Genomic DNA, 24,432 nt, shown 5'->3' with positions numbered 1-24,432 from the left:
GGTCGTCTGAAAACGGTTTCAGACGACCTTAAAATCACATTTCCAACATCGGCGCAGGCAAATCAATCGCCCGCGCTCTGTTTGATACATTGCCCGTTGTTGCCGCCATCCACAGCATATGCAGCGCATCGGGGCCGTCGTCGTGGTCGGCATCGGGGAATTCCCGCAACTGCTCAATCAATACACGTTGCTCCGGTAACAGTTTGATAAATCCGTTGGCAAAATGCGGTTGGATACTTTCAATCCTCATCACTTTTTCTGCGCTCGGCTTGACTCCACGCGCAGGAACATGTGTCCCTTGTTTTGCCGCCTCTTTAATCAGTTCGTCTTTGAAAAATTCTTGGAACTGGACGGTCTCGATGACCCACAGCAAGCAGCCGTATTGCTTTTGCAGTCTGATGACGTCCTGAATAATCAGGCTCGGTACACGTTTCTTAATGGATGCCTCCACGACAAACAGCGTACCTGTGGCGCGTTGGTAGCCGCCGACCAGAATGGCGGACGGGTCAGTGCCTTTACCCTGTTTGCCAAGCGAAGGGTCAACCGCACCAAAATACACGACATCATGCGGCAGTGCACGGTAATAACAGTTGTCCAAATAATCAGCAAAAATCGCATTTTCGGGATTGCCCGGCTGGTTTTGGTACTCACAGTTGAAGACATGGATACCGTCACGGGCGCGGATTTTCATCAGGGCGAGAAGCGGTCGTTTGCTCCAACTCACTTCGCTGCCTTCCAACATTGCCGCTTCGTTTGCTTCGTAAAACGCCTGAGCCGCCTTTTCGTTGGCGCGGTTTTCTTTCGGCGTGTTACGGTAGATGTTTTCCCATTCCGCCCACAAATCCATATTGACAGGCCACTTCATGATGGCGGAAAAGCGCACACTGCGCCAAAACGGATTTTTCAACACCCGAGCCAATACACTGTCCAAACATAAAATCGTACCGACATACAAAATGTCGCACTTCGCGCCCGCACCACCCAAAGGATTGATGACACTGCCTATCCACTTGGTCAGTTTGTCGCGCAGGCGGATGTTTTCGGAATGTTTTTCATTTTCCAAGTCGTCGAGATAGACTGCATCGGGGCGCACCTCACCTTTTTTTGCACCGCGGATACCCTGTCCCGCACCATAGGCTTTGAACTGGTTATTTTGGCGGGTTCGGATTTCTCCGATACGCCATACCTGCCCCTGTCCACAGACTTCGGGGAAGTCCAACTGCAACGCGGGATTGTCGGTCAGTTCGGTTTTAATGGCCTCGACGATGGCGTCGGCTTGGTCTTCGGTGTCAGATACGATGACGGTATTGTGTTTGGCATTGCGCACTTCGCGCCAAAGGGCAAACGCCTGTACGGTCAGCGATGTTTTCGCTTCGCCGCGCGATGCCGCACAACCCTGCAAGACCGACTCCTGCTCTTTTTCGATTTCGGGCAGCTCTGTGTATGCCCATGTATGGAAAACAGATTCGCTGTCGTCGGGGAAATAATGCGGCAGATAAGTCTTGCAGAAAAAACGGAAAGCCTCGGGCGTACACCGCATCACTTTGGCGCGACGCTCGGCAATATCCGCAGGCGCAGCAGACAATCCGATATCCGCCGCACTGATGCGCCGATTGATGTCTGCCCGGATAGCGGACATTTTGGCGCGTAGTTCGGATTGGCTCAATTTTCTCTGCTGCATGGTTAAAACTCTTTCTCGATGACAGTTTGAAAGCCTTGCAGTACCGTATCAAAAGCAGCCAACATATCTGGATGTTGGTCGGCAATATAGGCAAACAGCTTTTCGATGACTTTAATGGCAATCGCAGATTGTTGAACTTCAGGCAATACCCGCTTATTTGCGGCCACCGTCTTGGTAAACGCGTCGGACAGGCTCGCCAACAATTTGGCGCGCTCGGACGGCATCAGCTCTTCAATCGACGTGTCTTGCAACATAGTCATCGTCGATTGGTACTGCACCAAAAAACCCGCCAACAGAGAACGGCTCAAGTCTTCGATGCCGCCGCCCGCCAAGATGTAGGCTGCGCGTACTTTGTCCCAATCGTCGCCGGTCTCTTTGGCGGCACGCTTCCAACTACGGGCGGTAGCTGTCGGGATTTCGCACATCATCGCAGCGATTTCGAGCGTCTGCCCGTCGCTGACGTACAGCCTGCGCAGCTTTTCGCGGGTTTCTTTCGGGTGTGCCATATCAGCCCCCGAACTTGGCTCGCAGCAACTCCCAGCCGGTCGTTACAATCACGCCGCCGAGACCGCCGTAAACCGCAGCAGATTTCTTGCAGTCTTTCTTAATTTGCTGCAATTCTTCGTCCATACGCGCCTGATTGGCGAGCATGTCATCCTGCTTGGCTTCAATACGCGCCAAGACTTCTAAAATCGGGTCGCTCATTTGTCCGCTTTCCTGTCCAGTTTTTCGTTTACTTTTTCCAACTTGTTTTCAATTCGTTCCAAGGCCGCCGCAATATTAGTGCTGTCTGCCTTGGCGTCCTGCTTGGTGTGATAGGAGAGCTTGACCGCGTGCAGCTCCTCTTTCAGGTCGTCGATACGCTTGTCCGCCTCTTTCAGACGGCCTGAAATGCCGTTGACCCAAAACCAAAACGCGGCAGTCGCAATCGGCCAAAGGGTTTTGAACCCGAATTCGAAATCCATTTAAAACCCCCTTAAACCGGCACATCGCCGAATACGATACGGACGGAGTAGCCGTCAGGATGGCGACTCGCTACTTCAAATTTTCCATCTCCTGAAAAAATCAGGTAATACGGCGACACCGCAGAATAGACAGCCGCTTCCGCGTTGCCGTCAAACTCCACGCAAAAGGTCGTCTGAAAATCCTTATCCATACGCACTGCGTACTCAATGCCTGCCTTATCCAATAGGTCGGAAACATGAATGACAAACGGCTCTTGCTCGCGTGCGCGGCTCAATCCCAGCTCTAAATCCGCATGGCGGCAGGCGACCGTGCGTTGTACCAACTCACGATAAGTCGTCATCGCGCGCCCTCCGAACCGTCAACTTCCGCTTGACTGTTGACCCAGTCGCGCCAAGCCTGATTTTGATTTTCAAGTTCGGCAACATAGCCGCCAAACTCAGCGGCGTGTTCGAGCAGCGTTGCTGTCTTGCCGTCTTTCGGCGGATTCGGGCGCACCGGCGCGACCATCAACGCAGCGGGCGGTGTCGGCATGACTGCCTTTTCGACAACCTTAATTTCCGTAGCCGAGGGCGCGGGCGTAGAGGCGCAGGCTGTGAGAGCCAAGGCCGTCAATGCAACCGCCGCCTGCTTTTTGGCGGTCTTGAGTAAGCGCATTTTCGATTTCCTTTTTGTTTTCCGTTTTCAGACGACTGACTTCCGCCTGTTTTTGCGCCAAAGCCACACCGACGGCGTGCGCCTTGGCTTCAGATTGTTTTGCTTCCTCGCGGGCTTGCTCCAGCTCGCGCGCGTAGTTTTGAGCCGACAGACGCAAGGCCTGATCCTTTTCGCGCTCCATCTTGTCGATGACGGCTTGCTGTTTGGCAAACGCCGACTTGTAGCCTTGATGGTGCGACACCGCCAATCCCGTGCCGACAAGCGCGATGATGGCAATCGGTTGCCAGTTATTCGTCAACAGTTTCACGAGATTCAGATTCATTCTCGACCTCCTGACGTTTGACGCTGACCAGCGAGCGCGCCACGGCATAGCCGCCCACAATGCCCAAATACACCGCCCAAATTTCTGCCGACGGATCAGGCAACATCACAAATTTAACCGTCCCTGCCGCGCAGGCGATATTTGCCCACAGCTTCGAGTGCGACACATTGCCTGTCGCAGGGTTTTTAAAAATGTCGAAAATCCGCATCTTAATAACCGTCCCAACCGTGTATCATATTTCTTACTTTCTCGCTTTGCGTTTACGCGCCGCACGTTTGGCGGCTGCCACGCCTGATTTACCCAAGCGCAGGCTCGGATGTTGTTTCAAATTGCCCACACGGGCAGGTTTAATCTCAAATTCAGGCACCTGCGGTTTCAATGCCGCCAATGCCAAAGCAATTAAAGCCTTTTTCATGCTTCGCTCCTGCTCATTGCCGCACCGCCCAATGGCAGGTTGTAACGCTCCGGAGCGGGGTCAAGAGGCGCACCACCAACAGACGGCCATACATACGCAGCCACGCGGGACGTCGGAAATTCCGCGATGCTGACGCGGTTGCCTTGATTGCCGCCCAAAACCAGCAGATTACCCGCCTTGTCCTTGCCGACAACAAACCCAACATGACCGCCGCCTTGGCGAGTGAACACGACCAAACAGCCGTAAGCAGGCTTGGTAAGGCGTTTACCGCAAAAAGCATATTCTTTGGCGCGCATCCAATCCTTCGGGATGTCTCGGTTACCGGCTCGCAGACAATGGGCTGCGAATACGCCGCACCACGGCGTCTCATCGTCTTTCCACCAAGCCTTCAAGCCGTGAAGCCAATTCAAAATGGTCGGATTGTGGTTTTTACCGGGGATTTCTGTCAGACCGATATACTTTCGCGCCTCTGCCACCCAAGGGAGTTCTTTTTGCTGGGCCATAAATACCTCAAATAGATAGTTTTAAAACCCCATTAAACCTTTTCAGACGACCCCCAAGCCCCGTCAGGCTTGCATTCAGCGGAATACAGGCAAAAAAAATCCCTGCCCGAAGGCAGGGTAAAAGGTCCACTCTCAACACAAGCACAACAAAAACTAAGCCGCAAACAAATCAGCCTGCGCCCTTGCCGCCGCCTCGCGGTCGGCCTCTTTCAGAATGTATCGGATATTTCGCGTCGACAGCTTATGCGCCAACACCAGCTCGCGCACAATAAACAAATCGCTCAAACCTTCCGCGCTCATCGCATCATATTGGCGGCGGATGAACCGGTTGCGAAGTTCGCGCATCGCATCCCAGCAGCGCGGAATCGCCAAGAAAGGCTGCCCGACATAAGCACGCTCCAACCGTCCCGCCGCTTCTTCGCCGATGTCCTCGACCAGTTGAGCGTGTAAGATGCGGCTCTGACGCGTATTGCGGCGGCGGTTGGAAATCGGATAATTCGTCCCACCCCAAACCTTAACCATGTGAAACGTCGCCTCCAGCCCGATAACCGTAATCATCGCCACCACGCTGTGCGGCAGCAGATGTTTCACATCCTCAAAATCCTGCTCCGTCATCTCCCAGTTCAAACTCATCCCGTTTTCTCCTTTTTCTTGCGGTTCGCGCTAATCTGCAAAGCCGCCACCAACTTGTGCATATTGCCGTCGGACAACCATTCCACGCGGTCAACCTTAAACATCTTTTTCGCCGTGCCGTGCGCATAATTCCAAGTCCAGCCGTTATCCAGCAGCAGGGCTTCGATTTTGCGCATCATCGGGTCGGCAGAATCGCGGCGGTTCGGTCGTTGTCCTGCCGTTTTTTTCGGCGCAAACCCATGCTGGCGCAAATCCTCGACCACACGCTCCAGCTCAGGGATGCTGCACTCGGTACACGACCGCTTGCCCGTCACCCGCTCCAACACCGCGCGATACGTCGCATCATCCAAACCAAGCTCTTTTTGAGCGATTTTAATTTTCGCAATCAACGCACGGCGCATTTCAAACCCCTAAAACACAATATATTGATTAATTATCGCATATTATACAGATAAAATACTATATATTGTAGTAAGCCGCTGTTTTTTTTGCGAAACGGACAGGCATAAAAAAGGTCGTCTGAATAATTCAGACGACCTTTGCAATAATTAATGTTTTACTTTAAGCGGTTTTTTCTTCCACTTTTTCGCCAGTGTCTCAAATTCTTGGAATGCTGTTGGCGAATTACGTTTTCTTCTTATTTCTTGAATAAACCCATTCAAATTATTCCAATCTCGTAATAAGATAGAATATTCAAATTCTTTGAAAAGCGGCTCATGGAAAGCACCACGCAATACACCGGCAGCAACAAATTCGCGTTGATTAAGTACCTTCAGTTGGCATTTTCAGTATTCCTAAATATTCCATAGGCTGCAATGAAAACGCCGATAACTGTCAGTATCGGCGTGATATATTCGTAACAATTAGAAACTAGTTCAGTCATTTCCGTCCCAACCGTCTAAGTATTTTTTATCCATCTTTTTCCTTTCTAAATTACTTATTAGTGCAAATTTGAAGCACCGCTTGATTTTAATATAAACCGTATAATTTGGCGAATTCGGTACGAGTAGTTGATTTACCACTGCCAGTATAGAATCCAATATATTGTGCCGATTTAGAAATATTGAGGTAAAAGTGGCATATCTAGTATTGTAAAAATTCAACACCGGTTTTAACAGCTTGTTAAAACCGGTGTTGAATATCCTGTTAAAGACTTTAAAACACTTCTACATCAACTCCTGCTCAGTAGGCTCAATCACAAAATCTTCAAGCCCCGACACAATCTTAATACCCGGCACTTGGCCATTGGCAAACTGATCGCGCTCATTCAGAATGGCATCTTTGTCGATTTCCTGCTTGGTGCGGATAAAGCTTTGATATGCCGTTTTTTCCGACATCCAAGCCAAGACGGCGGCGACGCCTGTTACCTTGACGCTAGGCGGGCGGATACGCCATTTGACGAGTCCCGTCACAAAATCCACCGTCTTGGTCTTGCCGTTTTCCGTCAGATCGTCCTTGTGTGCCTCACAGTAGGCGGCGACGGCAGCAGTCAGGCGTTCCGACTCGGCTTTCAACGGAGCGGCAAGCGCGGCGTATTCTTCTTCAATCACCGCTTTTTTATCGCCCGCTTCGGTTTCCAAGCGTTTGATTTCGCGGTTCAGGTCGCCAATCGCACGGATATGCGCCGTTACTTCGGTTTTGTCTTGTGCGGCTTCGATTGCCGCCTGTTTGATACGTTGTTTAGCCATTTGCTTTTTCCTTTCTTAATTTACTTTTCGTTCCGCATCTCTCAACTGTCTTGCCAGTTGCAATACTTTTAAATTAGTGACAGTAGCCTTGATAAATCCTTCCGTATCTCGGGCGGCATCACTGCATGCGCTGTCTAAAAATTCCGTTGTCAACGCAGCCATCAGGTCGGGAGCTTGATACTCACCGTTTATCTTGATTTCGGGCAACTCGACGCGACACTTCCCATTTTCCGAAACAATTTTAAAAACATACTCTTTCATTTCACTTACCTTTCTTATTTAAAACTTCTCTCACTTTCGCCATTTTCAGACGACCTTTTTCTTTGTCCGGCGCGGGCTTTGCCAGCATCGCCCTTGGTATCAACCGTGGCGGCAGGTTGCGGAGCAGTTCGGCGGGTTGCGGCCACGTTTCCGCCGCCTGCAACACCTTAAACCCACTCTGAATCCGTATCGGGTCATATTCCGGCGAGACGATTTCTTTTGTCTCCATCAGTTTCCGATACCAAATTTCCGCAACTACCGGCATATCCTGCGCTGCGGGGCGGTTGGGCAGATTCAGCGCGGCGAGCAGCGAAAAACCTGATGCAATTTCACGTTTTGCCCAATCATTCCCTGCCCATTCGCCCAAGGCTGCCACACCTTGCCGCAGTTTTGACGGCGCGCCGCCTTCGCCCAGTCTCCCTGTTGGAGAGGACTGGGGAGAGGGCAACCCCGAACCCTGCCACTGGCTCACAATCTCCAGCAAATAACCATGCGACTTTAAGGGCAGTTTCAGACGACCTTGGTCGCGGGCGTTGACCGTTCCGTTAAAGCCGTGCAGCCAAGCCTCGGCGGGAGCGGGGTAGGACACCCCGTCGCGTACCGCCTCCTGCGCTTTAATCATCAGCATCAACTCGTTTAAGAGCTTCGCCGTACGCGCCCAGCTCAACTGCGACTTGGCGGGGCGGAACAAGCCGACATACCTTATCGCCGCCTTGCCCATTTCAGCGTCCATCTCCAACACAGCCCGCAATACAGCCGATGCGTCGGCATCGTTGATTAAGCTGTCCAGACTATGCACCGCCCCGCAGTTCTGGCATTTGATATTCATTTAATCACCCCAAGAATCGCCAAAAACGCCACAAGGACAACAACCAACCCAAAAAACATACCGCAGGCATCCAAAACAACAGCTTTAGTCCGCTGCTTAAACCAGTTTTCAATCAGGCTCATCAGTGCCAAAACCACCAGTGCCAAACCAATCAGCCCGCAGACCAATAGATAAATCATCATTCCGGTAGTCATCGCATTTCCTCCCAAGCTTCTATTGCCATTGTCAGCGTTGCCGCCTCCGCCGTTTTCCAAATACCGTCCGGCGCGCGGGCGGCGATCACGAAACCTTCACCGTCCTTTTTCATGACCATGAGTTCTCCACGGTCTTCCAGCCATTCGATTAAATCTTTTTCGTTCATTTCCGTTCTCCAATTTGTTTAACGCCTTCCGCGCCGTTCATCGCGTGGTGCAATTGCACTTTTTGCCCTGCCGCCTGCCCCTTGACTATTGCCTCAATCATCGCGGCACTCCCGTCCAGTTTGGACGACTTGGCGTCTCTAACTACCGCCTTGGCGATATGTGGATGTTTTTTTCTTTTATAGTCAGCCATGACCGCCTTTTCATCGTCTGACATCTCAAATTCTTTGACGGCACCCCACGCCCCCATCATCCATCCGTTACAAAACTGGTCGGCAAGATAGGTTCGGTTTGAGGGTTTTCTTGCTCGGCAGGTTTTCAGAAATTCGCGGCGGGCGGCGGAAATCTGCCGATAGACCACATCAAAAGCATAGGAAGCAATCTCGGCTCGGTTGCCCAAACCGTAAAAAACCATTGCATCTCCCTGTTGATAACATTTGCACCCGAAAACTTCGGAAATCATGTTTGCGACAGCCCACTGCCATTCGGCCAGCTTAACTGCCATCTTCCGACCGCTGCCACGCTCGGAGACTTCCGACAAGACAACATCAACAGCATCAACTTCATACTTTTTCATCAGTGCCTGCGCCTGTTTCATTGCCTGCGCCGCCTCGTGTTCATTTGCCGATTTGCTCAAAGCCAAACACTTTTTGATTTTTTCCAAAACTGCCTGCTTATCCATTTTTCATTTCCTTTTCTTCTTTCAGACGACCTTTGCCGTCCTTATCTTCAAACTGCGCCTGATATTTGGCGACTTCCTGATCGCGGTTCCGCTTTACCATAAACTTCGTCGCGCGACGGCGGTGTTGCCCCCATGCCTGCCAATCGTTGTTCCGTCTTTTAAAGCTCATTTCGCAGACTCCCTAAATTTCAATGCCCATTCGGCATCCGCTTTGCGCGTATCTGTTGCCGGCCAGTACCGGTTATCCATAATCTCAGGAGCGGCAGGCCAACTGTCGCCCCAAACCGAGCGGGCGACGGCAGGTCGTCCAAACTCAAGTACCGTCCCGCGCTTTTCGCGATGCCATTCCATATTCAACCGAGCTTCTTTTTCCATCTGCTCCGCCCAACATTTCGCGCAACGTTGGGTTCGCTTCCGTACCCCGTTTTTGTCCAAAGTCCACGCAAATGCCGATTCAGGCTTCATCTGTTTGCAAACTCGGCAGGGTTTCAATTTGGTTAACATTTCCCGCCTCCCTTCCGGCTGAGGTATGCCGCGTCCATCCATGCCTCCAACACCTCACGCGCCGCAACTTCCACTCTCAAAATCCCGCGCAGACGCTCGTTTTCGAGCAAGATGCCTTCCGCGTAGATAAACATCCCGATCACCGCGCCCAGCGCAGCCCCCAAAATCATCCAAATCATCCAAATTTCCATCATTTTTACTTCCCTTCCGGCTTGCGCCATCCCTTAGTAATCGCCCGTTCGCCGTACTTGGCGCGGATTTCCTCGACTGCCCGTTTCAAAGCCAATTTCTTGGCTCGGTTCAGTCCCCGTTTTGGACGTCTGAACTTATTCATAAACCACTCCTTCCATCTTCTGCTCCACACTCATTGCCTCGTAGGCACGTTCCGTTTTCAAAACTTCCAAATCCGCCTGTCTTTCCATCGCCTCAACCTTCGTCAGCTCTTTCGCAATAGGTTCGGGTTCTTGGGTGCAGCCATACAACGCCATTCCACCCACAAAACACCACACGCCCACCGTCAAACCAACCGGCACCCACCGCCAAAAAGAGCGCGCCACAAACATCTTCCAATCAACGTTCTTTAAAACATTCATTTTTGCGTTTTCCTTTAAAAACAATAACTTATTAAAATCATAGGGTAAAAAAATATATAGCCCTGTCAAAGACTTACCGTTTCAGACGACCTATCGGATAATCAATGTCGAGTATTTTTTGATGATGCCCGATTGCATTTTGATGCCGTTTTTATTCGCCGTTCGTACCGCACCGCACATCAACTTGCTCATCCGTCGCGTATTGCCGTTGCTTTGTTTGACCAGTTCCGCAATCGTCGCATCGTCTGCTTCCGGCATCGCCGCTCTGGCAATTTCCTCCAATTCGTCATCCGGCATGGAGTCACCCAAATTCAGCGCAACCGATACGCGGCTATAAAGCTGTACCAGCTCGCCATGCTTACCGCGCAGATTCGCCACCAATCGCGGCATACCGCTTAAAACCAAACCGCAGCCCGTGTCGTCATGCAGTCGGCGGATAATCTCAAGGGCGCGAAAAGGCAGGTTTTCCGCTTCATCGACCACAATCAGACGACCCGAATCACGCAGGCGGTCAGATACAGACTCAAACAAATCATTCAGGCTGCCAACCGTTGAGACCTTCGCCGCTGCCGCCAGCTTGCGCATCAGCACAAGTGCCGTAAAGCTCGGATTAGCCTCAATCAGGATGGCGGCGGGATTCTTCTCGCAGTAGTTTTTGACCGCTTGCGTCTTGCCCAAACCCGCTTGGCCGTAGATAACGACCGTGTCGCCCGCTTCATGTGCGTCGCGCATCACTTCAGAGATTCGGCGGGTTGTCTTGGTCGATACAAACCCCAAAACCAGCTCTTCGCGTTGCGCCTTACTTTCCTGCACCTCTAAAAACGCTTCGATTTTCGGCTCGATGGTTTCATATTTGCCGCCTTTTTCAGCGTAGGTATTATTCAAATACATGCTGATAGATGCCGGAGATACCCCGATACCGCGTGCCAGTTCGGTTTGGTTCATACCCGATTTGGCTTTAAATTCAGTAAGTTTTTGCTGCAATGCTTGATTAATTTGTTTCATTTTTAATATCCTTGAGTTTTAAACAACCTTTAAAGGTCGTCTGAAATGAAAGAGTTACCCGATTTAGAAAAACGTCTGATCATGCTGGAAGTCGCCGTTCAAGACTTGGAAGACAGGTCGCTTACCGATTCCTTCGTACTTGCCTGGCTGCTCCAGCGGATTACCCGTCAAGAGCCGACTTCGATTGAGCAGGTTCGCCGCTTCCTTCAAGCGCAGGCAAAAACGTTTGAGCCTGATTCTGTTCAGCGGGAACACCTTGAATCTTTACTTGAGCTCGTTGAATCCGCCCAAGAGCTCGCTTGAGTTTCAATTTTTCAACAAGCTCGGTCGGAAACGCCGCATTTTTCTGTTTGTCCATCATGTTTTCCTTTACATATCCGCCTCAAACAAGACAATCTCGTCGTCTGTTCCCGTTCTCGGCAATACCGCATACTCCGCCTCGATGACGTTTCCGCCCAAATGTCCCAGCTCGTCCCAAACCGCAGCCTGTTCCAGAGCCGGATTGACTTCCGCATTCGCGAGCTTGATTGCATTTTCCGCCCGCTTGATTTTGCCTTTTCGGCGTTTTTCCGCCAGTTGGTCGATACGCGCCGTCGGGAACGCCTCGCGGCTATTGCCGTTGACTTGTGCCTTCGTAATAAACTTGCCGTCCATATCAAACACATTGACCACCGACGCATCGTCCAAATCGTAGCTGACCCGTACCTCGTCTTTGTGATACTCCGCCAGCTCGACTGAAAAATAAGAGTTGTTGAACAAATCCAGCCAACCGCGCTGTACCTTTCGCACCTCCTGCGGCATAAACATCGTCGCCAGCTCTTCCGCCGACAACATATCCGGCGCGATACCGTCCTGTTCCAGCCTCATTTCCCGATAAGCCTTCGGCGTGTAATGCCCGCCGTCCGGATGTCGGGGCAGCTCGCCGTGTGGGCGGTTGTTGTATTCGTCAATACACTTGACCACATCCGCGATAAATTGCGACCAGCTCGGCAGCTTTTTCAAATATTTTTGCTGTTCTACCGTCAACTCCTTGCCTTTTTCCAAAGCGTTAAACGCACTTTCCATCTTGCGGTACATCAGATTCTTCGTGCTGCTGTCCATCCCCGCGCCCGCAAACGTCTCATACTGGCGCGCCATCTCAATCAGATTGTCTTTCCACCATCGCTCGATGATGCCTCGACCTTGCGGATTGCCCGCGATACCCGTTTCATGGCGGATACCCAATCGGGACGTAATACCCGTGATTTCATGGTCAATCGTCTTGCCTGTCTGACCGCCGCCGTTATCCGAGTAGTAGATAATCGGCAAACCAAAGTGCTTGACCCCGATACGCAGAGCGTCCGATACCGCCACACAACTTTCAGCCAACGACACCGAAAAACCGACCACAAACCGCGTACAACCATCAATAATCACCGTCACTTCAGGCTTAAACGGTCTGCCGTGTACAGGGTGCGCCACCTTCGCCTTAAAGCTGTGGCCGTCGCCGATCCAAACATCGTTCGGCTTCAAAGCCCCCCAATCACGTTTCACATAAGGCAGCAGCGATTTATAAGCCGCCCCCGTTTTCCTGCCGCGCTCCTGCATAATCAGCGGGAGCTTTTCCCAAACGCGCCGCACCATACTCAAGTTAGGCACATCATTGACCGGCATATTTTCCGCTTCAGCCCACTGCACAAATCGGCGGTAGCTGTGTGCCAATTTTGGCGCGGACGGAATATTGTGAAACTGCATAAATGTCGGCAACCAACCGTAGCTCTCAATCGGTTTGACCGCCTTAGTTACCTTCGGAGCCAAAGAGACCAACCGCTCCGTCGCGTTTTCCGCCTTAAGGTAGGCAGAAATCCAGCCGTCTAAAGTACGTTCGCCAACCTTTGCCGACCGGCTGCGGTCATTTGCCGTTTCCAAGTTGCCGAGCGTAACCTCGTCCAACTTACCCTCCGCCAGCAGCCTCAAAAACTGAGCCACCGCAACCTTGGCAGAGCAACCGTATTGATATTTGATACCCAACACCGCCGCCACCACCGCACATCGCGCATCCGCCACCGACCGTTGTTTCTCGTTCAATCGCTTTGCCGCTTCCGCCAAGACTTGAGGCGACATCGCCGTCTTCTCCTGTCTGATTTGGGGTAGGGCTTTCGGCATACTCTCCGCCATTTCGTCTGCCTGACGTTTCATGATTGCGGCTCGGATTTCGGCGGGGAGAGAGGCAATTTCATACAGTTTTTTGGGTCTGCCTCTTCCTATTTGCTCAAAACAGTGTTGCCAATTGTTTTTCTTGGCATGGTATTCAATCCCTTGCCTATCAGTTGGCAGACTTGGGATACCCAATTTCGCAATATCTGATGCAGATATTTTCATATTTATGCTTTCTATTTTTGCTTAAATGCGTTACCCTTTTGGAACTCTTTAGCAAAACCGTTATCTATTTACAGACTTGGGAAAGTAGGCTTACGGTTTCTTTTCTCAAACCTAGAAGGCCAAATCTCTTCTGCCGGCACTCCGATTGCAGCAGCTATAATCTTTTCGCCTTTTAGGTATGGGGCATCTAAAGCCTTCCCTAATGTATTCGGTGCCAAATTGGCTTGAATAGATAATGCTCTTACCGACCAGCCCGCCTTTTTAAGACGAGCCACAATGTCAGCACGATGCCAATCAGTCATGGTTTCTTGCTTTTTTTTCATCTTTGGATTTCCTTAATTAAGTAGGTTTGTTACTCGCCGTTATTGAGTAAGTGAGTGAATTATATTTAGCAAAATAGTTTCTTGCAACTCTTTTGCTAAATTATTTTACGCAAAAAAGAGATTAATTTAATAACATTTTGATTATTTGAGTAATTTTATTTAAGCAAAAGAAACACTTTTTTGCTTAATCTTTTGCTTAAATGAGTGAGCGCTATGGATACTTTTTTAGAGAGGCTCAAATCCCTTTGGCCTGATGGTGTAAAGCCGTCTGACATCTATAACAAGATAGATATGTCAGCATCTGGCTTTAATAGAGTTTGGAAAGAGGGGGCAGTCCCGACGGCTGATTACCTCGTAAAGATTCAAGAAGTTACAGGCTGCGACCTCAACTGGTTGCTGACAGGCAAGGGCGTGCCATACCTTGACCGCGCCCGTCCTGAGAATGCCGGAGCCTTTCCCGTATCAGATAGCGGCGCAGGCGCGGTCGATACGCTCGGCAACCCCGTCGATTTGCGTGAGTTTGTCTTTATCCCGCGATACAGCGTCGAAGCAGCAGCAGGGCATGGAAAAACCGTAAGCGATGAAAAACCCTTATTCTGTATGGCTTTCCGCCGCTACTGGATAGAAAACTACGTCACCCGCCAAACAGACAAACTCTCCGTAATTGCCGTCAAAGGCGATTCAATGGAAGGCATCCTGAACCACGGCGACAACATCCTAATCAACCACGCCGAAACCGAGCCGCGCGACGGCCTGTACGTCCTACGCATAGGCAACGACCTTTTCGTCAAAAACATCCAACGCCTGCCCGGACGGCTCTTAGTTAAATCCGCCAATCCCCTCTACGAGCCTTTTGAAATCGACCTCACAACCGACAACACCGACATCGCCATCATCGGACGCGTCGAATGGTTCGGCCGCTCCGTGAACTGATTTTAAAAACCTCTTAAAACCCGTTTAAAAACCTATCAAAACCCGACAGCTTTCAACAAAAAACCGCGCATTCCCGCGCGGTTTTGTGAAAAAGCTGATGCAATTTTTTTCCAAACACAAAAACGCCGAAATCCACGTCTTTCCAAGATTTCGGCGTTTTTTTATATTACTTATTATTTGTGCAAAAACTAACAGCCCCCCACAGAAAACGTCGTCTGAAAACTTGAAAAGGATTTTCAGACGACGTTTTTATTGTGATTGCTGTTTATTTATGTACCGAAATGAAGATTAGACCTTAATTCCGATTTATTTATATGTGGCAGTTTCAGACGATGTTGACTAAGGGAGAAATATGCCGCATCAAACCTTATTTTTGAGAGGCGAGGAAGCCGCTTAGCTCGAATTCGAAAGGCATTCCGTTTTGTGCGCCAGAGCGGGTAATAGACAGGGCGGCAGCGGCGCAGGCCTTGCGTACGGCGATGTCTATGCCTTCGTGCCAGAATACTGCCAATGCGCCATTGAAGGCATCGCTGGCACCCGTGGTGTCGGAGGTTTGTACTTTAAAACCTGAAACATGACGCAGGCGGCCTTTAGGGTCTTTATATACGGCGCCTTTGCTGCCTGAAGTCATCAGGACGGGGCAGGGGGATTTCAAAATCAACTCTTCGGGGGACAAGCCTTGCGGCGCTCCCAGGCTGGCGGCAAGCTCGTAGCGGTTGGGCGTTAAGATAGTAATTTGTTCCAGCAATTCTTTTGGGATGGCGCGGGCGGGTGCAGGATTGAGGATGAAGGGTTTATTGTATTTTGCTGCCAGCCTTGATGCAGCCATCACGCACTCCATCGGAATTTCAAGCTGGCTGAGGATGATGTCGGCTTCGGCAAACCGTTCTTCTGCGGCTTCGATGTCGGCGACGGTCAGATACATATTTGCACCGGCAATAACGATGATGGAATTTTCTTCGTCGGCAACGGTAATGTTTGCCATGCCGCTGTTTTGTCCCATGATGGTTTGGACATAATCGGTACATATGCCTTCGTGGCGGAGGTTGGTTACCATTTCCAGTCCGAAATCGTCGTCGCCGACTGCACCGATGATGGTTACGCATGCACCTAGGCGTGCGGCGGCAACTGCTTGGTTGGCACCTTTGCCTCCCATGTAGCGATGGAATGAGCTTCCCAGCAAAGTCTCGCCCGCGCGCGCGAATTGGGTGGCGCGGGTTACTAAATCCATGTTGATACTACCGACGACAACGACTTTGGTATGGAGCATTCTGATATATCCCTTTTGAAACACGATACGACCGTATCAGGCGGTCTTTATTAATATTGAAATATGCAGGAAACCGCATTCTCTATGCCGATAGGCATTTTGCGTCATTGTACCCGCTGGAATTGCAAATGCAATATTAATTCCCGTTTTTCATATTTTAATATCGGATTTTGTTGTAATTAAATCGTAAAATTTCGGAAATTTCATACCGTTTGAATGCTAAATCTGTACATTGGTCGGTTTTTATTTTGTTTTTTATAAAATTTAAATAGAATAGAAAATTTTTTCTGTTTTTAAGTACCATTTTTCTTCCAAGGTCGTCTGAAAGCCCAATCAATACGTTCGTTTTAGCGAAATTCACTTTGTCCGTTTTAGCGAAACCCGCTTCACTCTTTTTAGCGAAACTCGCTACGCTCGTTTTCAGACGACCTTTTTCCAACCCTGCTACAATACGCCTTTTATTGTTCACGCCGATTTTGCCATGACCGAGCCGACCTACATCCCGCTGCGCCTGCATACCGAGTTCTCGATTACCGACGGTATGGTGCGGATTAAAAAACTGATCGCCAAAGCGCAGGAATACGGTTTGCCTGCTTTGGGCATCAGCGATTTGATGAACGAATTCGGTTTGGTGAAATTCTATAAAGCCTGCCGCAGCGCGGGGATTAAGCCCGTCGGGGCGGCGGATGTGTGGATAGGCAATCCGAATGCGCCCGACAAGCCGTTCCGCGCCATGCTGGTTATCCGCAACGATGCGGGCTATCTGCGCTTGAGCGAACTTTTGACCGCTGCTTATGTCGGCAAAGACCGCAATGTCCATCATGCGGAACTCAATCCCGAATGGCTGGAAAACGGCGACAACAGCGGCTTGATTTGTTTGAGCGGCGCGCATTACGGCGAAGTGGGCGTGAATCTCTTGAACGGCAACGAAGACGCGGCGCGTGCGGCGGCGTTGAAGTATGCGGCGTGGTTCCCCGATGCGTTTTATCTGGAGCTGCAACGCCTGCCCGAGCGTCCCGAATGGGAGGCTTGCGTTTCGGGCAGTGTGAAGCTGGCGGAGGAATTGGGTTTGCCGGTGGTGGCGACGCATCCGACGCAGTTTATGAGCCGCGACGATTTCAACGCGCACGAGGCGCGGGTGTGCATCGCGGGCGGCTGGGTGCTGACGGACAAGAAACGTCCGCGCGATTTTACGCCGAGCCAGTTTTTCATTCCGCCGGAAACGATGCTGGAACGTTTCGCCGACTTGCCCGAAGCCTTGGAAAACACGGTGGAAATTGCCAAACGCTGCAATATCCATATCACGCTGGGTAAAAACTTCCTACCTTTATTCCCGACGCCCGACGGCCTGTCGCTGGACGATTATCTAGTGAAGCTGTCCAACGAGGGCTTGCAGGAACGCATGGTTCAGCTTTATCCCGACGAGGCGGAACGGGCGGCGAAAATGCCGGAATATCAGGAGCGGCTGGATTTTGAGTTGAACATCATCATCCAGATGAAATTCCCCGGCTATTTCCTTATCGTACAAGACTTTATCAACTGGGCGAAAACGCACGGCTGTCCGGTGGGGCCGGGACGCGGTTCGGGTGCGGGTTCGCTGGTGGCGTATTCGCTGAAGATTACCGATCTCGACCCGCTGAAATACGCGCTGCTGTTCGAACGTTTCCTAAACCCCGAACGCGTTTCCATGCCTGACTTCGACGTGGACTTCTGTCAGGCAAACCGCGGGCGCGTGATTGAATATGTGCGCGAAAAATACGGCGCCCAGGCGGTAAGCCAGATTGTGACTTTCGGCACGATGTCGTCCAAAGCGGTGATCCGCGATGTGGGGCGCGTGCTGGAGCTGCCGTTTACCCTGTGCGACAAACTGTCGAAGCTGATTCCGCTGGAAGCCAACAAACCTTTGGGTCTGGACGACGCGATGAAGGCGGAGCCGCAGATTCAGGAATTGATCGAAGCGGAAGAAGCGGACGAACTGATTACGCTGGCGAAAAAGCTGGAAGACCTGACGCGCGGTCTGGGTATGCACGCGGGCGGCGTGTTGATTGCGCCGGGTAAGATTTCCGATTACAGCCCCGTGTATCAGGCGGACGAATCCGCCTCGCCCGTATCCATGTATGACAAGGGCGACGTGGAAGACGTGGGTTTGGTGAAGTTCGACTTTTTGGGTCTGCGCAACCTGACCATTATCGAAATGGCGCAGAACAACATCAAAAACACCACCGGCGATATTGTCGATGTCGGCAAAATCCCGCTCGACGACCAAGCCGCCTACAAAATCTTCCGCGATGCGAACACCACCGCCGTATTCCAGTTCGAGTCGACCGGCATGAAAAAAATGCTGAAAACGGCGCACACCACCAAGTTTGAAGAACTCATCGCCTTCGTGTCGCTCTACCGTCCCGGCCCGATGGACAACATCCCCGACTTCGTCGCGCGCATGAAGGGTCAGGAATTCCAATACATCCACCCGCTGCTCGAAGGCATCCTCGCGCCGACCTACGGCATTATGGTGTATCAGGAACAAGTGATGCAGGCGGCGCAGATTATCGGCGGCTACTCGCTCGGCGGCGCGGACTTGCTGCGCCGCGCCATGGGTAAGAAAAAGCCCGAAGAAATGGTGAAACACCGCGAAATCTTCGCCGAAGGCGCGGCAAAACAAGGCATTTCGCGCGAAAAATCCGACGAAATCTTCAACTACATGGAAAAATTCGCCGGCTACGGTTTCAACAAATCCCACGCCGCCGCCTACGCCCTGATTTCCTATCAGACCTCATGGCTCAAAGCCCATTACCCCGCCGAATTTATGGCAGCGACCATGTCGTCTGAATTGGACAACACCGACCAGCTCAAGCATTTCTACGACGACTGCCGCGCCAACGGCATCGAGTTCCTGCCGCCCGACATCAACGAATCCGACTACCGTTTCACGCCGTATCCGAACATGAAAATCCGCTACGCACTCGGCGCGATTAAAGGCACGGGCGAAGCCGCCGTCGAATCCATCATCGCCGCGCGGCAAAGCGGCGGCAAGTTTACCGGCCTCTTGGACTTCTGCGAGCGCGTCGGCAAAGAACACATGAACCGCCGCACCCTCGAAGCCCTGATACGCGGCGGCGCGTTCGACAGTATCGAACCCAACCGCGCCATGCTCTTGGCGAACATCGACCTCGCCATGAACAACGCCGACCAAAAAGCCGCTAACGCCAATCAGGGCGGGCTGTTTGACATGATGGAAGATGCCATCGAACCGGTGCAGCTCGCCGACGCTCCCATGTGGAGCGAATCGGAAAAACTCGCCGAAGAAAAAACCGTCATCGGCTTCTATCTGTCCGGCCACCCGTTCGGTCCGTATGCCCAAGAAGTCCGCCAAATCGCCCCGACCAAATTAGGTCGTCTGAAACCGCAAGACAGCATTCGCCTCGCCGGATTCGTGACCGCAGTGCGCACCATGATGGGCAAACGCGGCAAAATCGCCTTCGTCAGCCTCGAAGATTTGAGCGGGCAGATTGAAATCATGGTCAGCGGCCAGACGCTGGAAAACTGCGCCTACTACCTCAAATCCGACCAAGTGCTGATTATCGAATCCAAAGTCAGCCGCGACGATTACGGCGGCGGCGACGGGCTGCGCATCATGGCAAACCAAGTCATGACCCTGCAAATGGCGCGCGAACGCTACGCCCGCAGCCTCAGCCTCGCCCTTGCCCCCGGCCACGACATCACGCGCCTTGCCGCCATCCTCACCGCCCACCGCCTGCCCGACACGTCGCACATCCCGTTGCAACTGTCGTACAGCAACAGCAAAGCGTCGGGCAGGTTTCAAGTGCCGCCGAAATGGATGGTGACACCCAGCTCCGCGTTATTCGATGAATTGGAAAAACTGCTCGGCAGCAGGGCAGTGCGCGTGAATTGGTAGTTATAGGTAAACCATAAATTTGTTTCGGAACCGATTAAAACTTCTGTAAAGAATTTGACAAAAAATTGACGTTTCAGGTCGTCTGAAATCCAAACTCCGGCTTTCAGACGACCTCAAATAAGGATCAACATGAAATACAAAGACCTACGCGACTTCATCGCCTTGCTCGAGCAGCAGGGCAAACTCAAGCGCGTCGCGCATCCCGTTTCCCCGCATTTGGAAATGACCGAAATCGCCGACCGCGTGCTGCGTGCCGAAGGGCCGGCGTTGTTGTTTGAAAACCCGATTAAGCCCGACGGCACGCGCTACGATTATCCAGTATTGGCGAACCTGTTCGGTACGCCTGAACGCGTGGCGATGGGCATGGGTGCGGACAGCGTGTCCAAACTGCGCGAAATCGGGCAGACGCTGGCGTATTTGAAAGAACCCGAACCGCCCAAAGGCATCAAAGACGCATTTTCCAAACTGCCGCTGCTGAAAGACATTTGGAGCATGGCGCCGAATGTGGTGAGAAATGCGCCGTGTCAGGAAGTTGTGTGGGAAGGCGAAGACGTTGATTTATATAAACTTCCGATTCAACATTGCTGGCCGGAAGACGTTGCGCCGCTGGTAACGTGGGGCTTGACCGTAACGCGCGGTCCGCACAAAAAACGCCAAAACTTAGGCATTTACCGCCAACAACTCATCGGTAAAAACAAACTGATTATGCGCTGGCTGTCGCATCGCGGCGGCGCGCTGGATTATCAAGAATTCCGCAAACTCAATCCCGAGACGCCGTATCCCGTCGCCGTTGTGCTCGGCTGCGACCCCGCCACCATTTTGGGCGCGGTAACGCCTGTTCCCGATACCTTGAGCGAATACCAGTTTGCCGGACTGCTGCGCGGTTCGCGGACGGAGCTGGTGAAATGTATCGGCAACGATTTGCAAGTGCCCGCCCGTGCCGAAATCGTGTTGGAAGGTGTGATTCATCCGAACGAAACCGCGTTGGAAGGCCCATACGGCGACCACACCGGCTATTACAACGAGCAGGACCATTTCCCCGTGTTCACGGTCGAACGCATCACCATGCGCGAAAACCCTATTTACCACTCCACCTACACAGGCAAACCGCCCGATGAACCCGCCGTTTTGGGCGTGGCATTGAACGAAGTGTTCGTACCGCTTTTACAAAAGCAGTTCCCCGAAATCACCGATTTCTACCTGCCGCCCGAAGGCTGTTCCTACCGCATGGCGGTGGTCAGCATGAAAAAACAGTACGCCGGACACGCCAAGCGCGTGATGATGGGCTGCTGGTCGTTCCTGCGCCAGTTTATGTACACCAAATTCATCATTGTGGTTGATGACGATGTGAACGTACGCGACTGGAAAGAAGTCATCTGGGCGGTAACTACACGCATGGACCCCGTGCGCGACACCGTTTTGGTGGAAAACACGCCCATCGACTACCTCGACTTCGCCAGCCCCGTCAGCGGACTCGGCGGCAAAATGGGCTTGGACGCAACCAACAAATGGCCGGGCGAAACCGACCGCGAATGGGGACGGGTAATCAAAAAAGACCCTGCGGTTACGGCTAAGATTGATGAGATTTGGGGGGAATTGGGGTTGTAAACCCGAACATCAAAAAGGTCGTCTGAAAACGTTTTTTACAGTGGATTGGAACAGGGAAGATTCAATTACCGTTATTCCCGCGCAGGCGGGAATCCAGAAGTTTGAAGTCGCGGCAACCTCTAAATATTCCTGATAAATCAGGGCTCGGGTTCCCGCCTGCGCGTACATGACGGAATAGGGATTCCTTGTTTGGATTTACTATAACGCCAGTATATTTTACGGAGTTTAATTTAAATAGTGGTATTGGATTTTGTAGCTGGCGTTCTCGAACTCTTTGCCGCTACTTGGGATTTCCTGAGCTACGGCAAAAAGCGCATTTCCGTTCTGCGCCGCGCATATCGGCATGGCGGCCGGCGGAAAGTACGGCGCGTATCGAACGGACGTAAGATGGAGATTGCCGTCTGGCTGGTATTTGTGATGATATTGGCAGCGGGAATGGTATTTGCTTGGACAATCATTGCTTGGGTGGTGTGGCAGGTTTTAGCTAACTAGGTAATTTTAACCGTCGATAAGGTAACGATGACCTGACTGCAATTTCAAAAAAAAGTCGTCTGAAAACAGATTTTCAGACGACCTTTTATTGCTTATTTCAAATTTAAATTCGTTAAATTTGAAATAACGGATTTATCCGGCTTTCTATAGTAAATATACTTAACTTTAAATCCGGCATGTCATCAAATGCCGTCATTCCCGTGCAGGCGGGAATCCATCGTAAAACCTAAGAAACCTTAATTTGAAAAACAGTTTCTGAACTTAAAAAATGGATTCCCGCCTGCGCGGGAATGACGGTAGAGGTTTCGGCAAAAATTGCCCCCTGTTTTCAGACCACCTATTGCCCCGTCGGTGTGCATTGTAGCGTGGGCTTTGCCCACGATGATGCTAGGTAAAAAAGTCGTCTGCAATTTTGGGTTTGATTCATGGTCAAAGCCCACGCTATGGGTTTCTATTCTCATGCTACGGTTTTTGCCGTAGGTCTGATTCTCGAATCCGACATTTCCAATTGATTGCCATCAAAATGGCTTGGAACCTTATCCGTTAATCATGATGGCGAAACACCGTATAGCGAAATTACCTCTACCCTTTGACTTCATAGATCTCCTGCAAACCGTTTAATCTTTCCCAAAGCCAAGCCTGACGGTTTGTTTTTCGATAACGACAAGTACTCATAAAAATCCAGTCAACACAAAAAGGTCGTCTGAACCCCGAATCCGGATTTCAGACGACCTTTTTTCTACATCAATAAACGATGTTCAACAGGCAATCAATAGAAGCCTTCGCGCTCTTCGCGAGTGGAGATGTAGATGTTTTTCACCTGCGTGTAGGCGGCGAGCATCATTTTGTGGGTTTCGCGACCGATGCCTGAAGTTTTGTAGCCGCCGAACGGTGCGCCTGCGGGCAGGCGGTTGTAGCAGTTCACCCAAACGCGGCCGGTTTCCAGCGCATTGGAAACGCGCAGGCAGCGGTTGATGTCGGTACTCCACACTGCACCGCCCAAGCCGTACTCGCTGTCGTTCGCCATTTTGATGACTTCTTCTTCGGTTTTGAATTTAATCACGGTAGCAACCGGGCCGAAGATTTCTTCTTGGGCGACGCGTGCGCTGTTGCTGCCGGCTTCAATTAAGGTCGGCTCGACAAATTCGCCTTTGCCCAATTCGCCTTCGATTTTCTTACCGCCGGTGATGATGCGGCAACCTTCTTGTTCGCCGATTTTGACGTATTTCAAAATGGTTTCAAGCTGACCGGCGTTGACTTGCGAACCCATTTGGGTGTCGTCTTCCCAAGGTAAGCCGACTTTGATTTTTTTGAACTCTTCAGCCAAGGCGTTGACGAATTTGTCGTAAATGCCTTCTTGTACGAAGATGCGCGAACCGGCGCAGCACACTTGACCTTGGTTGAACAAAATGCCTTTTTGCGCGCCTTCGAGGGCTTTGTCAAACGGCATGTCGTCAAAGAAGATGTTGGCGGATTTGCCGCCCAGCTCCAAGGTGGAGGGAATGAGCATTTCGGCGGCAGCGATGCCGATGCGGCGGCCGATTTCGGTCGAGCCGGTGAAGGCGAGTTTGTTGAAGCCTTTGTGGTGCAGCATGTATTCGCCGGATTTAGAACCGCGTCCGGTGATGATGTTCAGCACGCCTTTAGGCAGCAGGTGGTTAATTTTTTGAGCGAGCGACAACAGGCTCAGCGAAGTGCTGGAAGACGGGTGGATGACGATGGTACAGCCTGCGGCAAGTGCGGGTGCGATTTTCCAAGCCGCCATCAGGAAAGGGAAGTTCCACGGGATAATTTGACCGACTACGCCGATAGGTTCGCGCAGGACGATAGACAGGTCTTCGGAGTCAAGCTGGGTGGCAGTGCCTTCTTCGCCGCGGATTACGCTGGCAAAGTAGCGGAAATGGTCGGAAGCCAAAGGTATATCGGCGGCGCGGGTTTCGCGGATGGGTTTGCCGTTGTCCAGCGTTTCCTGCAAGGCGAACAATTCCAAGTTTTCGTCAATCACATCGGCGATTTTGTTGAGGATGGCAGCGCGTTCGGTGGTGGTGGTTTTGCGCCATGTTTTGAACGCTTCTTGCGCAGCGGCAACCGCAGCATCAACATCGGCATCGGATGCGTCGGTAAACTTTGCCAGTACTTCGCCGTTGGCGGGATTGTGCGAATCCAAAAGTGCGCCGGGTTTTGTCCATTCGCCATTGATTAAGAGACCGTACTCTTTATCAAACACATTTAAATCTTTTGCCATGATGCTGTCTCCTTGGTTATCTTCTTGAGGTTTCGGACGTATCTCCAACGTCGTCTGAAAACAGGATAGTATTTTTTCTGTTTAAGTTCAAGCATTAAAAATGATAACGTTCTCAAAATTCCAAATATGTAATTTTCTAAAATAGGAAATCCAATCCGGTAAGGCTTGACTCCGCATGGAAATGAAGCG

The 24,432-nt window shown here is 51.4% G+C and carries 35 protein-coding genes; 5 read left to right on the top strand and 30 right to left on the bottom strand.

Annotated features, from left to right (window positions below; all coding sequences use genetic code 11):
* Positions 1–34 precede the first annotated feature (34 nt).
* The 25 genes from terL to NSCA4_RS0106190 form a co-directional block, all read right to left on the bottom strand.
* A complete protein-coding gene (terL, locus tag NSCA4_RS0106305; protein ID WP_016687347.1) occupies positions 35–1,681 on the bottom strand; it encodes a phage terminase large subunit in 1,647 nt (548 codons plus the stop codon).
* 2 nt (positions 1,682–1,683) lie between these two features.
* Positions 1,684–2,187 carry a DUF1804 family protein gene (locus tag NSCA4_RS0106300; RefSeq protein WP_016687346.1) on the bottom strand — a complete coding sequence of 168 codons (504 nt, stop codon included), beginning with the start codon at positions 2,185–2,187 and terminating at the stop codon, positions 1,684–1,686.
* Between the two features lies 1 nt (position 2,188).
* The gene (locus tag NSCA4_RS0106295; RefSeq protein ID WP_002213613.1) at positions 2,189–2,386 is read right to left on the bottom strand and encodes a hypothetical protein; all 198 of its coding nucleotides are present in this window, start codon (positions 2,384–2,386) and stop codon (positions 2,189–2,191) included.
* Positions 2,383–2,646, bottom strand: coding sequence for a hypothetical protein (locus tag NSCA4_RS0106290; protein WP_016687345.1), 264 nt, complete (start codon positions 2,644–2,646; stop codon positions 2,383–2,385). Before NSCA4_RS0106290 ends, NSCA4_RS0106295 begins: the two co-directional genes overlap by 4 nt.
* A gap of 11 nt (positions 2,647–2,657) precedes the next feature.
* Positions 2,658–2,987, bottom strand: a complete 330-nt coding sequence (locus NSCA4_RS0106285) for a hypothetical protein (protein ID WP_016687344.1) — start codon at positions 2,985–2,987, stop codon at positions 2,658–2,660.
* Positions 2,984–3,301: a hypothetical protein gene (locus NSCA4_RS16280; protein ID WP_368471237.1), complete on the bottom strand. Its 318-nt coding sequence runs from the start codon at positions 3,299–3,301 to the stop codon at positions 2,984–2,986. Before NSCA4_RS16280 ends, NSCA4_RS0106285 begins: the two co-directional genes overlap by 4 nt.
* Positions 3,198–3,617, bottom strand: coding sequence for an ATP synthase subunit B family protein (locus tag NSCA4_RS0106275; RefSeq protein ID WP_029609585.1), 420 nt, complete (start codon positions 3,615–3,617; stop codon positions 3,198–3,200). Before NSCA4_RS0106275 ends, NSCA4_RS16280 begins: the two co-directional genes overlap by 104 nt.
* Complete coding sequence (locus NSCA4_RS0106270; protein ID WP_016687342.1) at positions 3,589–3,831, bottom strand: hypothetical protein; 243 nt, start codon at positions 3,829–3,831, stop codon at positions 3,589–3,591. Before NSCA4_RS0106270 ends, NSCA4_RS0106275 begins: the two co-directional genes overlap by 29 nt.
* 33 nt (positions 3,832–3,864) lie before the next feature.
* On the bottom strand, positions 3,865–4,038 hold the full coding sequence (locus tag NSCA4_RS14615; RefSeq protein ID WP_016687341.1) for a hypothetical protein: 174 nt from the start codon (positions 4,036–4,038) through the stop codon (positions 3,865–3,867).
* On the bottom strand, positions 4,035–4,541 hold the full coding sequence (locus NSCA4_RS0106260; protein ID WP_016687340.1) for a TIGR02594 family protein: 507 nt from the start codon (positions 4,539–4,541) through the stop codon (positions 4,035–4,037). Before NSCA4_RS0106260 ends, NSCA4_RS14615 begins: the two co-directional genes overlap by 4 nt.
* A gap of 153 nt (positions 4,542–4,694) precedes the next feature.
* Positions 4,695–5,174, bottom strand: coding sequence for a Mor transcription activator family protein (locus tag NSCA4_RS0106255; RefSeq protein ID WP_016687339.1), 480 nt, complete (start codon positions 5,172–5,174; stop codon positions 4,695–4,697).
* Positions 5,171–5,575, bottom strand: coding sequence for a gp16 family protein (locus NSCA4_RS0106250; protein WP_016687338.1), 405 nt, complete (start codon positions 5,573–5,575; stop codon positions 5,171–5,173). The genes NSCA4_RS0106255 and NSCA4_RS0106250 overlap by 4 nt, the downstream gene beginning before the upstream one ends.
* Before the next feature lie 147 nt (positions 5,576–5,722).
* A complete protein-coding gene (locus NSCA4_RS13850) occupies positions 5,723–5,908 on the bottom strand; it encodes a DUF4760 domain-containing protein (RefSeq protein ID WP_255265285.1) in 186 nt (61 codons plus the stop codon).
* A 432-nt stretch (positions 5,909–6,340) separates the two neighbouring features.
* Positions 6,341–6,862, bottom strand: a complete 522-nt coding sequence (locus NSCA4_RS0106245) for a host-nuclease inhibitor Gam family protein (protein ID WP_016687337.1) — start codon at positions 6,860–6,862, stop codon at positions 6,341–6,343.
* A gap of 15 nt (positions 6,863–6,877) precedes the next feature.
* Complete coding sequence (locus NSCA4_RS12910; RefSeq protein WP_016687336.1) at positions 6,878–7,123, bottom strand: hypothetical protein; 246 nt, start codon at positions 7,121–7,123, stop codon at positions 6,878–6,880.
* A gap of 1 nt (position 7,124) precedes the next feature.
* Complete coding sequence (locus tag NSCA4_RS0106235; RefSeq protein ID WP_016687335.1) at positions 7,125–7,952, bottom strand: HI_1489 N-terminal domain-containing protein; 828 nt, start codon at positions 7,950–7,952, stop codon at positions 7,125–7,127.
* Complete coding sequence (locus NSCA4_RS0106230) at positions 7,949–8,146, bottom strand: hypothetical protein (protein ID WP_016687334.1); 198 nt, start codon at positions 8,144–8,146, stop codon at positions 7,949–7,951. The genes NSCA4_RS0106235 and NSCA4_RS0106230 overlap by 4 nt, the downstream gene beginning before the upstream one ends.
* The gene (locus tag NSCA4_RS15530) at positions 8,143–8,313 is read right to left on the bottom strand and encodes a hypothetical protein (protein WP_003744997.1); all 171 of its coding nucleotides are present in this window, start codon (positions 8,311–8,313) and stop codon (positions 8,143–8,145) included. Before NSCA4_RS15530 ends, NSCA4_RS0106230 begins: the two co-directional genes overlap by 4 nt.
* Positions 8,310–8,975 carry a DUF7168 domain-containing protein gene (locus NSCA4_RS0106220; protein WP_255265284.1) on the bottom strand — a complete coding sequence of 222 codons (666 nt, stop codon included), beginning with the start codon at positions 8,973–8,975 and terminating at the stop codon, positions 8,310–8,312. Before NSCA4_RS0106220 ends, NSCA4_RS15530 begins: the two co-directional genes overlap by 4 nt.
* Positions 8,976–8,985: 10 nt before the next feature.
* Entirely contained in the window at positions 8,986–9,162 is a 177-nt protein-coding gene (locus tag NSCA4_RS15525) for a hypothetical protein (RefSeq protein ID WP_016687332.1), read from the bottom strand.
* Complete coding sequence (locus tag NSCA4_RS0106210; protein ID WP_016687331.1) at positions 9,159–9,497, bottom strand: hypothetical protein; 339 nt, start codon at positions 9,495–9,497, stop codon at positions 9,159–9,161. The genes NSCA4_RS15525 and NSCA4_RS0106210 overlap by 4 nt, the downstream gene beginning before the upstream one ends.
* Positions 9,491–9,691, bottom strand: coding sequence for a hypothetical protein (locus NSCA4_RS0106205; protein WP_016687330.1), 201 nt, complete (start codon positions 9,689–9,691; stop codon positions 9,491–9,493). The genes NSCA4_RS0106210 and NSCA4_RS0106205 overlap by 7 nt, the downstream gene beginning before the upstream one ends.
* A gap of 2 nt (positions 9,692–9,693) precedes the next feature.
* Complete coding sequence (locus NSCA4_RS15520) at positions 9,694–9,831, bottom strand: hypothetical protein (RefSeq protein WP_016687329.1); 138 nt, start codon at positions 9,829–9,831, stop codon at positions 9,694–9,696.
* Positions 9,824–10,090, bottom strand: coding sequence for a hypothetical protein (locus tag NSCA4_RS0106195; RefSeq protein ID WP_016687328.1), 267 nt, complete (start codon positions 10,088–10,090; stop codon positions 9,824–9,826). Before NSCA4_RS0106195 ends, NSCA4_RS15520 begins: the two co-directional genes overlap by 8 nt.
* Positions 10,091–10,180: 90 nt before the next feature.
* Complete coding sequence (locus NSCA4_RS0106190) at positions 10,181–11,095, bottom strand: AAA family ATPase (protein WP_016687327.1); 915 nt, start codon at positions 11,093–11,095, stop codon at positions 10,181–10,183.
* Positions 11,096–11,140: 45 nt separating this feature from the next.
* Here NSCA4_RS0106190 and NSCA4_RS0106185 point away from each other — a divergent pair, with 45 nt between their 5' ends.
* Positions 11,141–11,398, top strand: a complete 258-nt coding sequence (locus tag NSCA4_RS0106185; RefSeq protein WP_016687326.1) for a hypothetical protein — start codon at positions 11,141–11,143, stop codon at positions 11,396–11,398.
* 66 nt (positions 11,399–11,464) lie between these two features.
* Here NSCA4_RS0106185 and NSCA4_RS0106180 read toward each other — a convergent pair whose 3' ends face one another.
* A complete protein-coding gene (locus NSCA4_RS0106180) occupies positions 11,465–13,456 on the bottom strand; it encodes a Mu transposase C-terminal domain-containing protein (RefSeq protein WP_016687325.1) in 1,992 nt (663 codons plus the stop codon).
* Between the two features lie 68 nt (positions 13,457–13,524).
* Positions 13,525–13,779 carry a helix-turn-helix domain-containing protein gene (locus NSCA4_RS0106175; protein WP_016687324.1) on the bottom strand — a complete coding sequence of 85 codons (255 nt, stop codon included), beginning with the start codon at positions 13,777–13,779 and terminating at the stop codon, positions 13,525–13,527.
* Between the two features lie 213 nt (positions 13,780–13,992).
* On the opposite strand from NSCA4_RS0106175, the gene NSCA4_RS0106170 reads away from it, so the two are divergent.
* Positions 13,993–14,712, top strand: a complete 720-nt coding sequence (locus tag NSCA4_RS0106170; protein WP_029609582.1) for a LexA family transcriptional regulator — start codon at positions 13,993–13,995, stop codon at positions 14,710–14,712.
* Between the two features lie 367 nt (positions 14,713–15,079).
* On the opposite strand, the gene NSCA4_RS0106165 is transcribed toward NSCA4_RS0106170, so the two are convergent.
* Positions 15,080–15,982, bottom strand: a complete 903-nt coding sequence (locus NSCA4_RS0106165; protein ID WP_003741510.1) for a ribokinase — start codon at positions 15,980–15,982, stop codon at positions 15,080–15,082.
* A 157-nt stretch (positions 15,983–16,139) separates the two neighbouring features.
* Positions 16,140–16,451, bottom strand: coding sequence for a hypothetical protein (locus tag NSCA4_RS12905; RefSeq protein WP_176621477.1), 312 nt, complete (start codon positions 16,449–16,451; stop codon positions 16,140–16,142).
* Positions 16,452–16,463: 12 nt separating this feature from the next.
* On the opposite strand from NSCA4_RS12905, the gene dnaE reads away from it, so the two are divergent.
* The 3 genes from dnaE (at position 16,464) to NSCA4_RS0106145 (ending at position 21,998) form a co-directional block, all read left to right on the top strand.
* The gene (gene dnaE, locus NSCA4_RS0106155; protein WP_016687321.1) at positions 16,464–19,898 is read left to right on the top strand and encodes a DNA polymerase III subunit alpha; all 3,435 of its coding nucleotides are present in this window, start codon (positions 16,464–16,466) and stop codon (positions 19,896–19,898) included.
* A gap of 129 nt (positions 19,899–20,027) precedes the next feature.
* Complete coding sequence (ubiD, locus tag NSCA4_RS0106150) at positions 20,028–21,506, top strand: 4-hydroxy-3-polyprenylbenzoate decarboxylase (protein WP_016687320.1); 1,479 nt, start codon at positions 20,028–20,030, stop codon at positions 21,504–21,506.
* A gap of 237 nt (positions 21,507–21,743) precedes the next feature.
* Positions 21,744–21,998, top strand: coding sequence for a hypothetical protein (locus NSCA4_RS0106145; RefSeq protein WP_029609581.1), 255 nt, complete (start codon positions 21,744–21,746; stop codon positions 21,996–21,998).
* Positions 21,999–22,767: 769 nt separating this feature from the next.
* Here the strand turns inward: NSCA4_RS0106145 and NSCA4_RS0106140 are convergent.
* The gene (locus NSCA4_RS0106140; protein ID WP_016687318.1) at positions 22,768–24,243 is read right to left on the bottom strand and encodes an aldehyde dehydrogenase family protein; all 1,476 of its coding nucleotides are present in this window, start codon (positions 24,241–24,243) and stop codon (positions 22,768–22,770) included.
* Positions 24,244–24,432 lie beyond the last annotated feature (189 nt).

The organism is Neisseria sicca 4320, from assembly GCF_000193735.1.
In the GTDB taxonomy this organism is placed as follows: Bacteria; Pseudomonadota; Gammaproteobacteria; order Burkholderiales; family Neisseriaceae; genus Neisseria; species Neisseria sicca_E.
This window is presented reverse-complemented; position numbering and strand designations above follow the sequence as displayed.

What these genes read in the sequence shown, in the direction of transcription:
- NSCA4_RS0106140 (WP_016687318.1), bottom strand. Translation starts at nt 24,243, where the DNA reads ATGGCAAAAGATTTAAATGTGTTTGATAAAGAGTACGGTCTCTTAATC.
- NSCA4_RS0106285 (WP_016687344.1), bottom strand. Translation starts at nt 2,987, where the DNA reads ATGACGACTTATCGTGAGTTGGTACAACGCACGGTCGCCTGCCGCCAT.
- NSCA4_RS0106180 (WP_016687325.1), bottom strand. Translation starts at nt 13,456, where the DNA reads ATGAAAATATCTGCATCAGATATTGCGAAATTGGGTATCCCAAGTCTG.
- NSCA4_RS0106185 (WP_016687326.1), top strand. Translation starts at nt 11,141, where the DNA reads ATGAAAGAGTTACCCGATTTAGAAAAACGTCTGATCATGCTGGAAGTC.
- NSCA4_RS0106255 (WP_016687339.1), bottom strand. Translation starts at nt 5,174, where the DNA reads ATGAGTTTGAACTGGGAGATGACGGAGCAGGATTTTGAGGATGTGAAA.
- dnaE (WP_016687321.1), top strand. Translation starts at nt 16,464, where the DNA reads ATGACCGAGCCGACCTACATCCCGCTGCGCCTGCATACCGAGTTCTCG.
- NSCA4_RS0106230 (WP_016687334.1), bottom strand. Translation starts at nt 8,146, where the DNA reads ATGACTACCGGAATGATGATTTATCTATTGGTCTGCGGGCTGATTGGT.
- NSCA4_RS0106170 (WP_029609582.1), top strand. Translation starts at nt 13,993, where the DNA reads ATGGATACTTTTTTAGAGAGGCTCAAATCCCTTTGGCCTGATGGTGTA.
- NSCA4_RS0106235 (WP_016687335.1), bottom strand. Translation starts at nt 7,952, where the DNA reads ATGAATATCAAATGCCAGAACTGCGGGGCGGTGCATAGTCTGGACAGC.
- NSCA4_RS15520 (WP_016687329.1), bottom strand. Translation starts at nt 9,831, where the DNA reads ATGAATAAGTTCAGACGTCCAAAACGGGGACTGAACCGAGCCAAGAAA.
- NSCA4_RS0106205 (WP_016687330.1), bottom strand. Translation starts at nt 9,691, where the DNA reads ATGATGGAAATTTGGATGATTTGGATGATTTTGGGGGCTGCGCTGGGC.
- NSCA4_RS0106165 (WP_003741510.1), bottom strand. Translation starts at nt 15,982, where the DNA reads ATGCTCCATACCAAAGTCGTTGTCGTCGGTAGTATCAACATGGATTTA.
- terL (WP_016687347.1), bottom strand. Translation starts at nt 1,681, where the DNA reads ATGCAGCAGAGAAAATTGAGCCAATCCGAACTACGCGCCAAAATGTCC.
- NSCA4_RS0106190 (WP_016687327.1), bottom strand. Translation starts at nt 11,095, where the DNA reads ATGAAACAAATTAATCAAGCATTGCAGCAAAAACTTACTGAATTTAAA.
- NSCA4_RS0106295 (WP_002213613.1), bottom strand. Translation starts at nt 2,386, where the DNA reads ATGAGCGACCCGATTTTAGAAGTCTTGGCGCGTATTGAAGCCAAGCAG.
- NSCA4_RS0106270 (WP_016687342.1), bottom strand. Translation starts at nt 3,831, where the DNA reads ATGCGGATTTTCGACATTTTTAAAAACCCTGCGACAGGCAATGTGTCG.
- NSCA4_RS0106300 (WP_016687346.1), bottom strand. Translation starts at nt 2,187, where the DNA reads ATGGCACACCCGAAAGAAACCCGCGAAAAGCTGCGCAGGCTGTACGTC.
- NSCA4_RS16280 (WP_368471237.1), bottom strand. Translation starts at nt 3,301, where the DNA reads ATGCGCTTACTCAAGACCGCCAAAAAGCAGGCGGCGGTTGCATTGACG.
- NSCA4_RS0106245 (WP_016687337.1), bottom strand. Translation starts at nt 6,862, where the DNA reads ATGGCTAAACAACGTATCAAACAGGCGGCAATCGAAGCCGCACAAGAC.
- NSCA4_RS0106175 (WP_016687324.1), bottom strand. Translation starts at nt 13,779, where the DNA reads ATGAAAAAAAAGCAAGAAACCATGACTGATTGGCATCGTGCTGACATT.
- NSCA4_RS0106195 (WP_016687328.1), bottom strand. Translation starts at nt 10,090, where the DNA reads ATGAATGTTTTAAAGAACGTTGATTGGAAGATGTTTGTGGCGCGCTCT.
- NSCA4_RS15530 (WP_003744997.1), bottom strand. Translation starts at nt 8,313, where the DNA reads ATGAACGAAAAAGATTTAATCGAATGGCTGGAAGACCGTGGAGAACTC.
- NSCA4_RS0106260 (WP_016687340.1), bottom strand. Translation starts at nt 4,541, where the DNA reads ATGGCCCAGCAAAAAGAACTCCCTTGGGTGGCAGAGGCGCGAAAGTAT.
- NSCA4_RS12910 (WP_016687336.1), bottom strand. Translation starts at nt 7,123, where the DNA reads ATGAAAGAGTATGTTTTTAAAATTGTTTCGGAAAATGGGAAGTGTCGC.
- NSCA4_RS15525 (WP_016687332.1), bottom strand. Translation starts at nt 9,162, where the DNA reads ATGAGCTTTAAAAGACGGAACAACGATTGGCAGGCATGGGGGCAACAC.
- ubiD (WP_016687320.1), top strand. Translation starts at nt 20,028, where the DNA reads ATGAAATACAAAGACCTACGCGACTTCATCGCCTTGCTCGAGCAGCAG.
- NSCA4_RS0106250 (WP_016687338.1), bottom strand. Translation starts at nt 5,575, where the DNA reads ATGCGCCGTGCGTTGATTGCGAAAATTAAAATCGCTCAAAAAGAGCTT.
- NSCA4_RS0106290 (WP_016687345.1), bottom strand. Translation starts at nt 2,646, where the DNA reads ATGGATTTCGAATTCGGGTTCAAAACCCTTTGGCCGATTGCGACTGCC.
- NSCA4_RS0106210 (WP_016687331.1), bottom strand. Translation starts at nt 9,497, where the DNA reads ATGTTAACCAAATTGAAACCCTGCCGAGTTTGCAAACAGATGAAGCCT.
- NSCA4_RS14615 (WP_016687341.1), bottom strand. Translation starts at nt 4,038, where the DNA reads ATGAAAAAGGCTTTAATTGCTTTGGCATTGGCGGCATTGAAACCGCAG.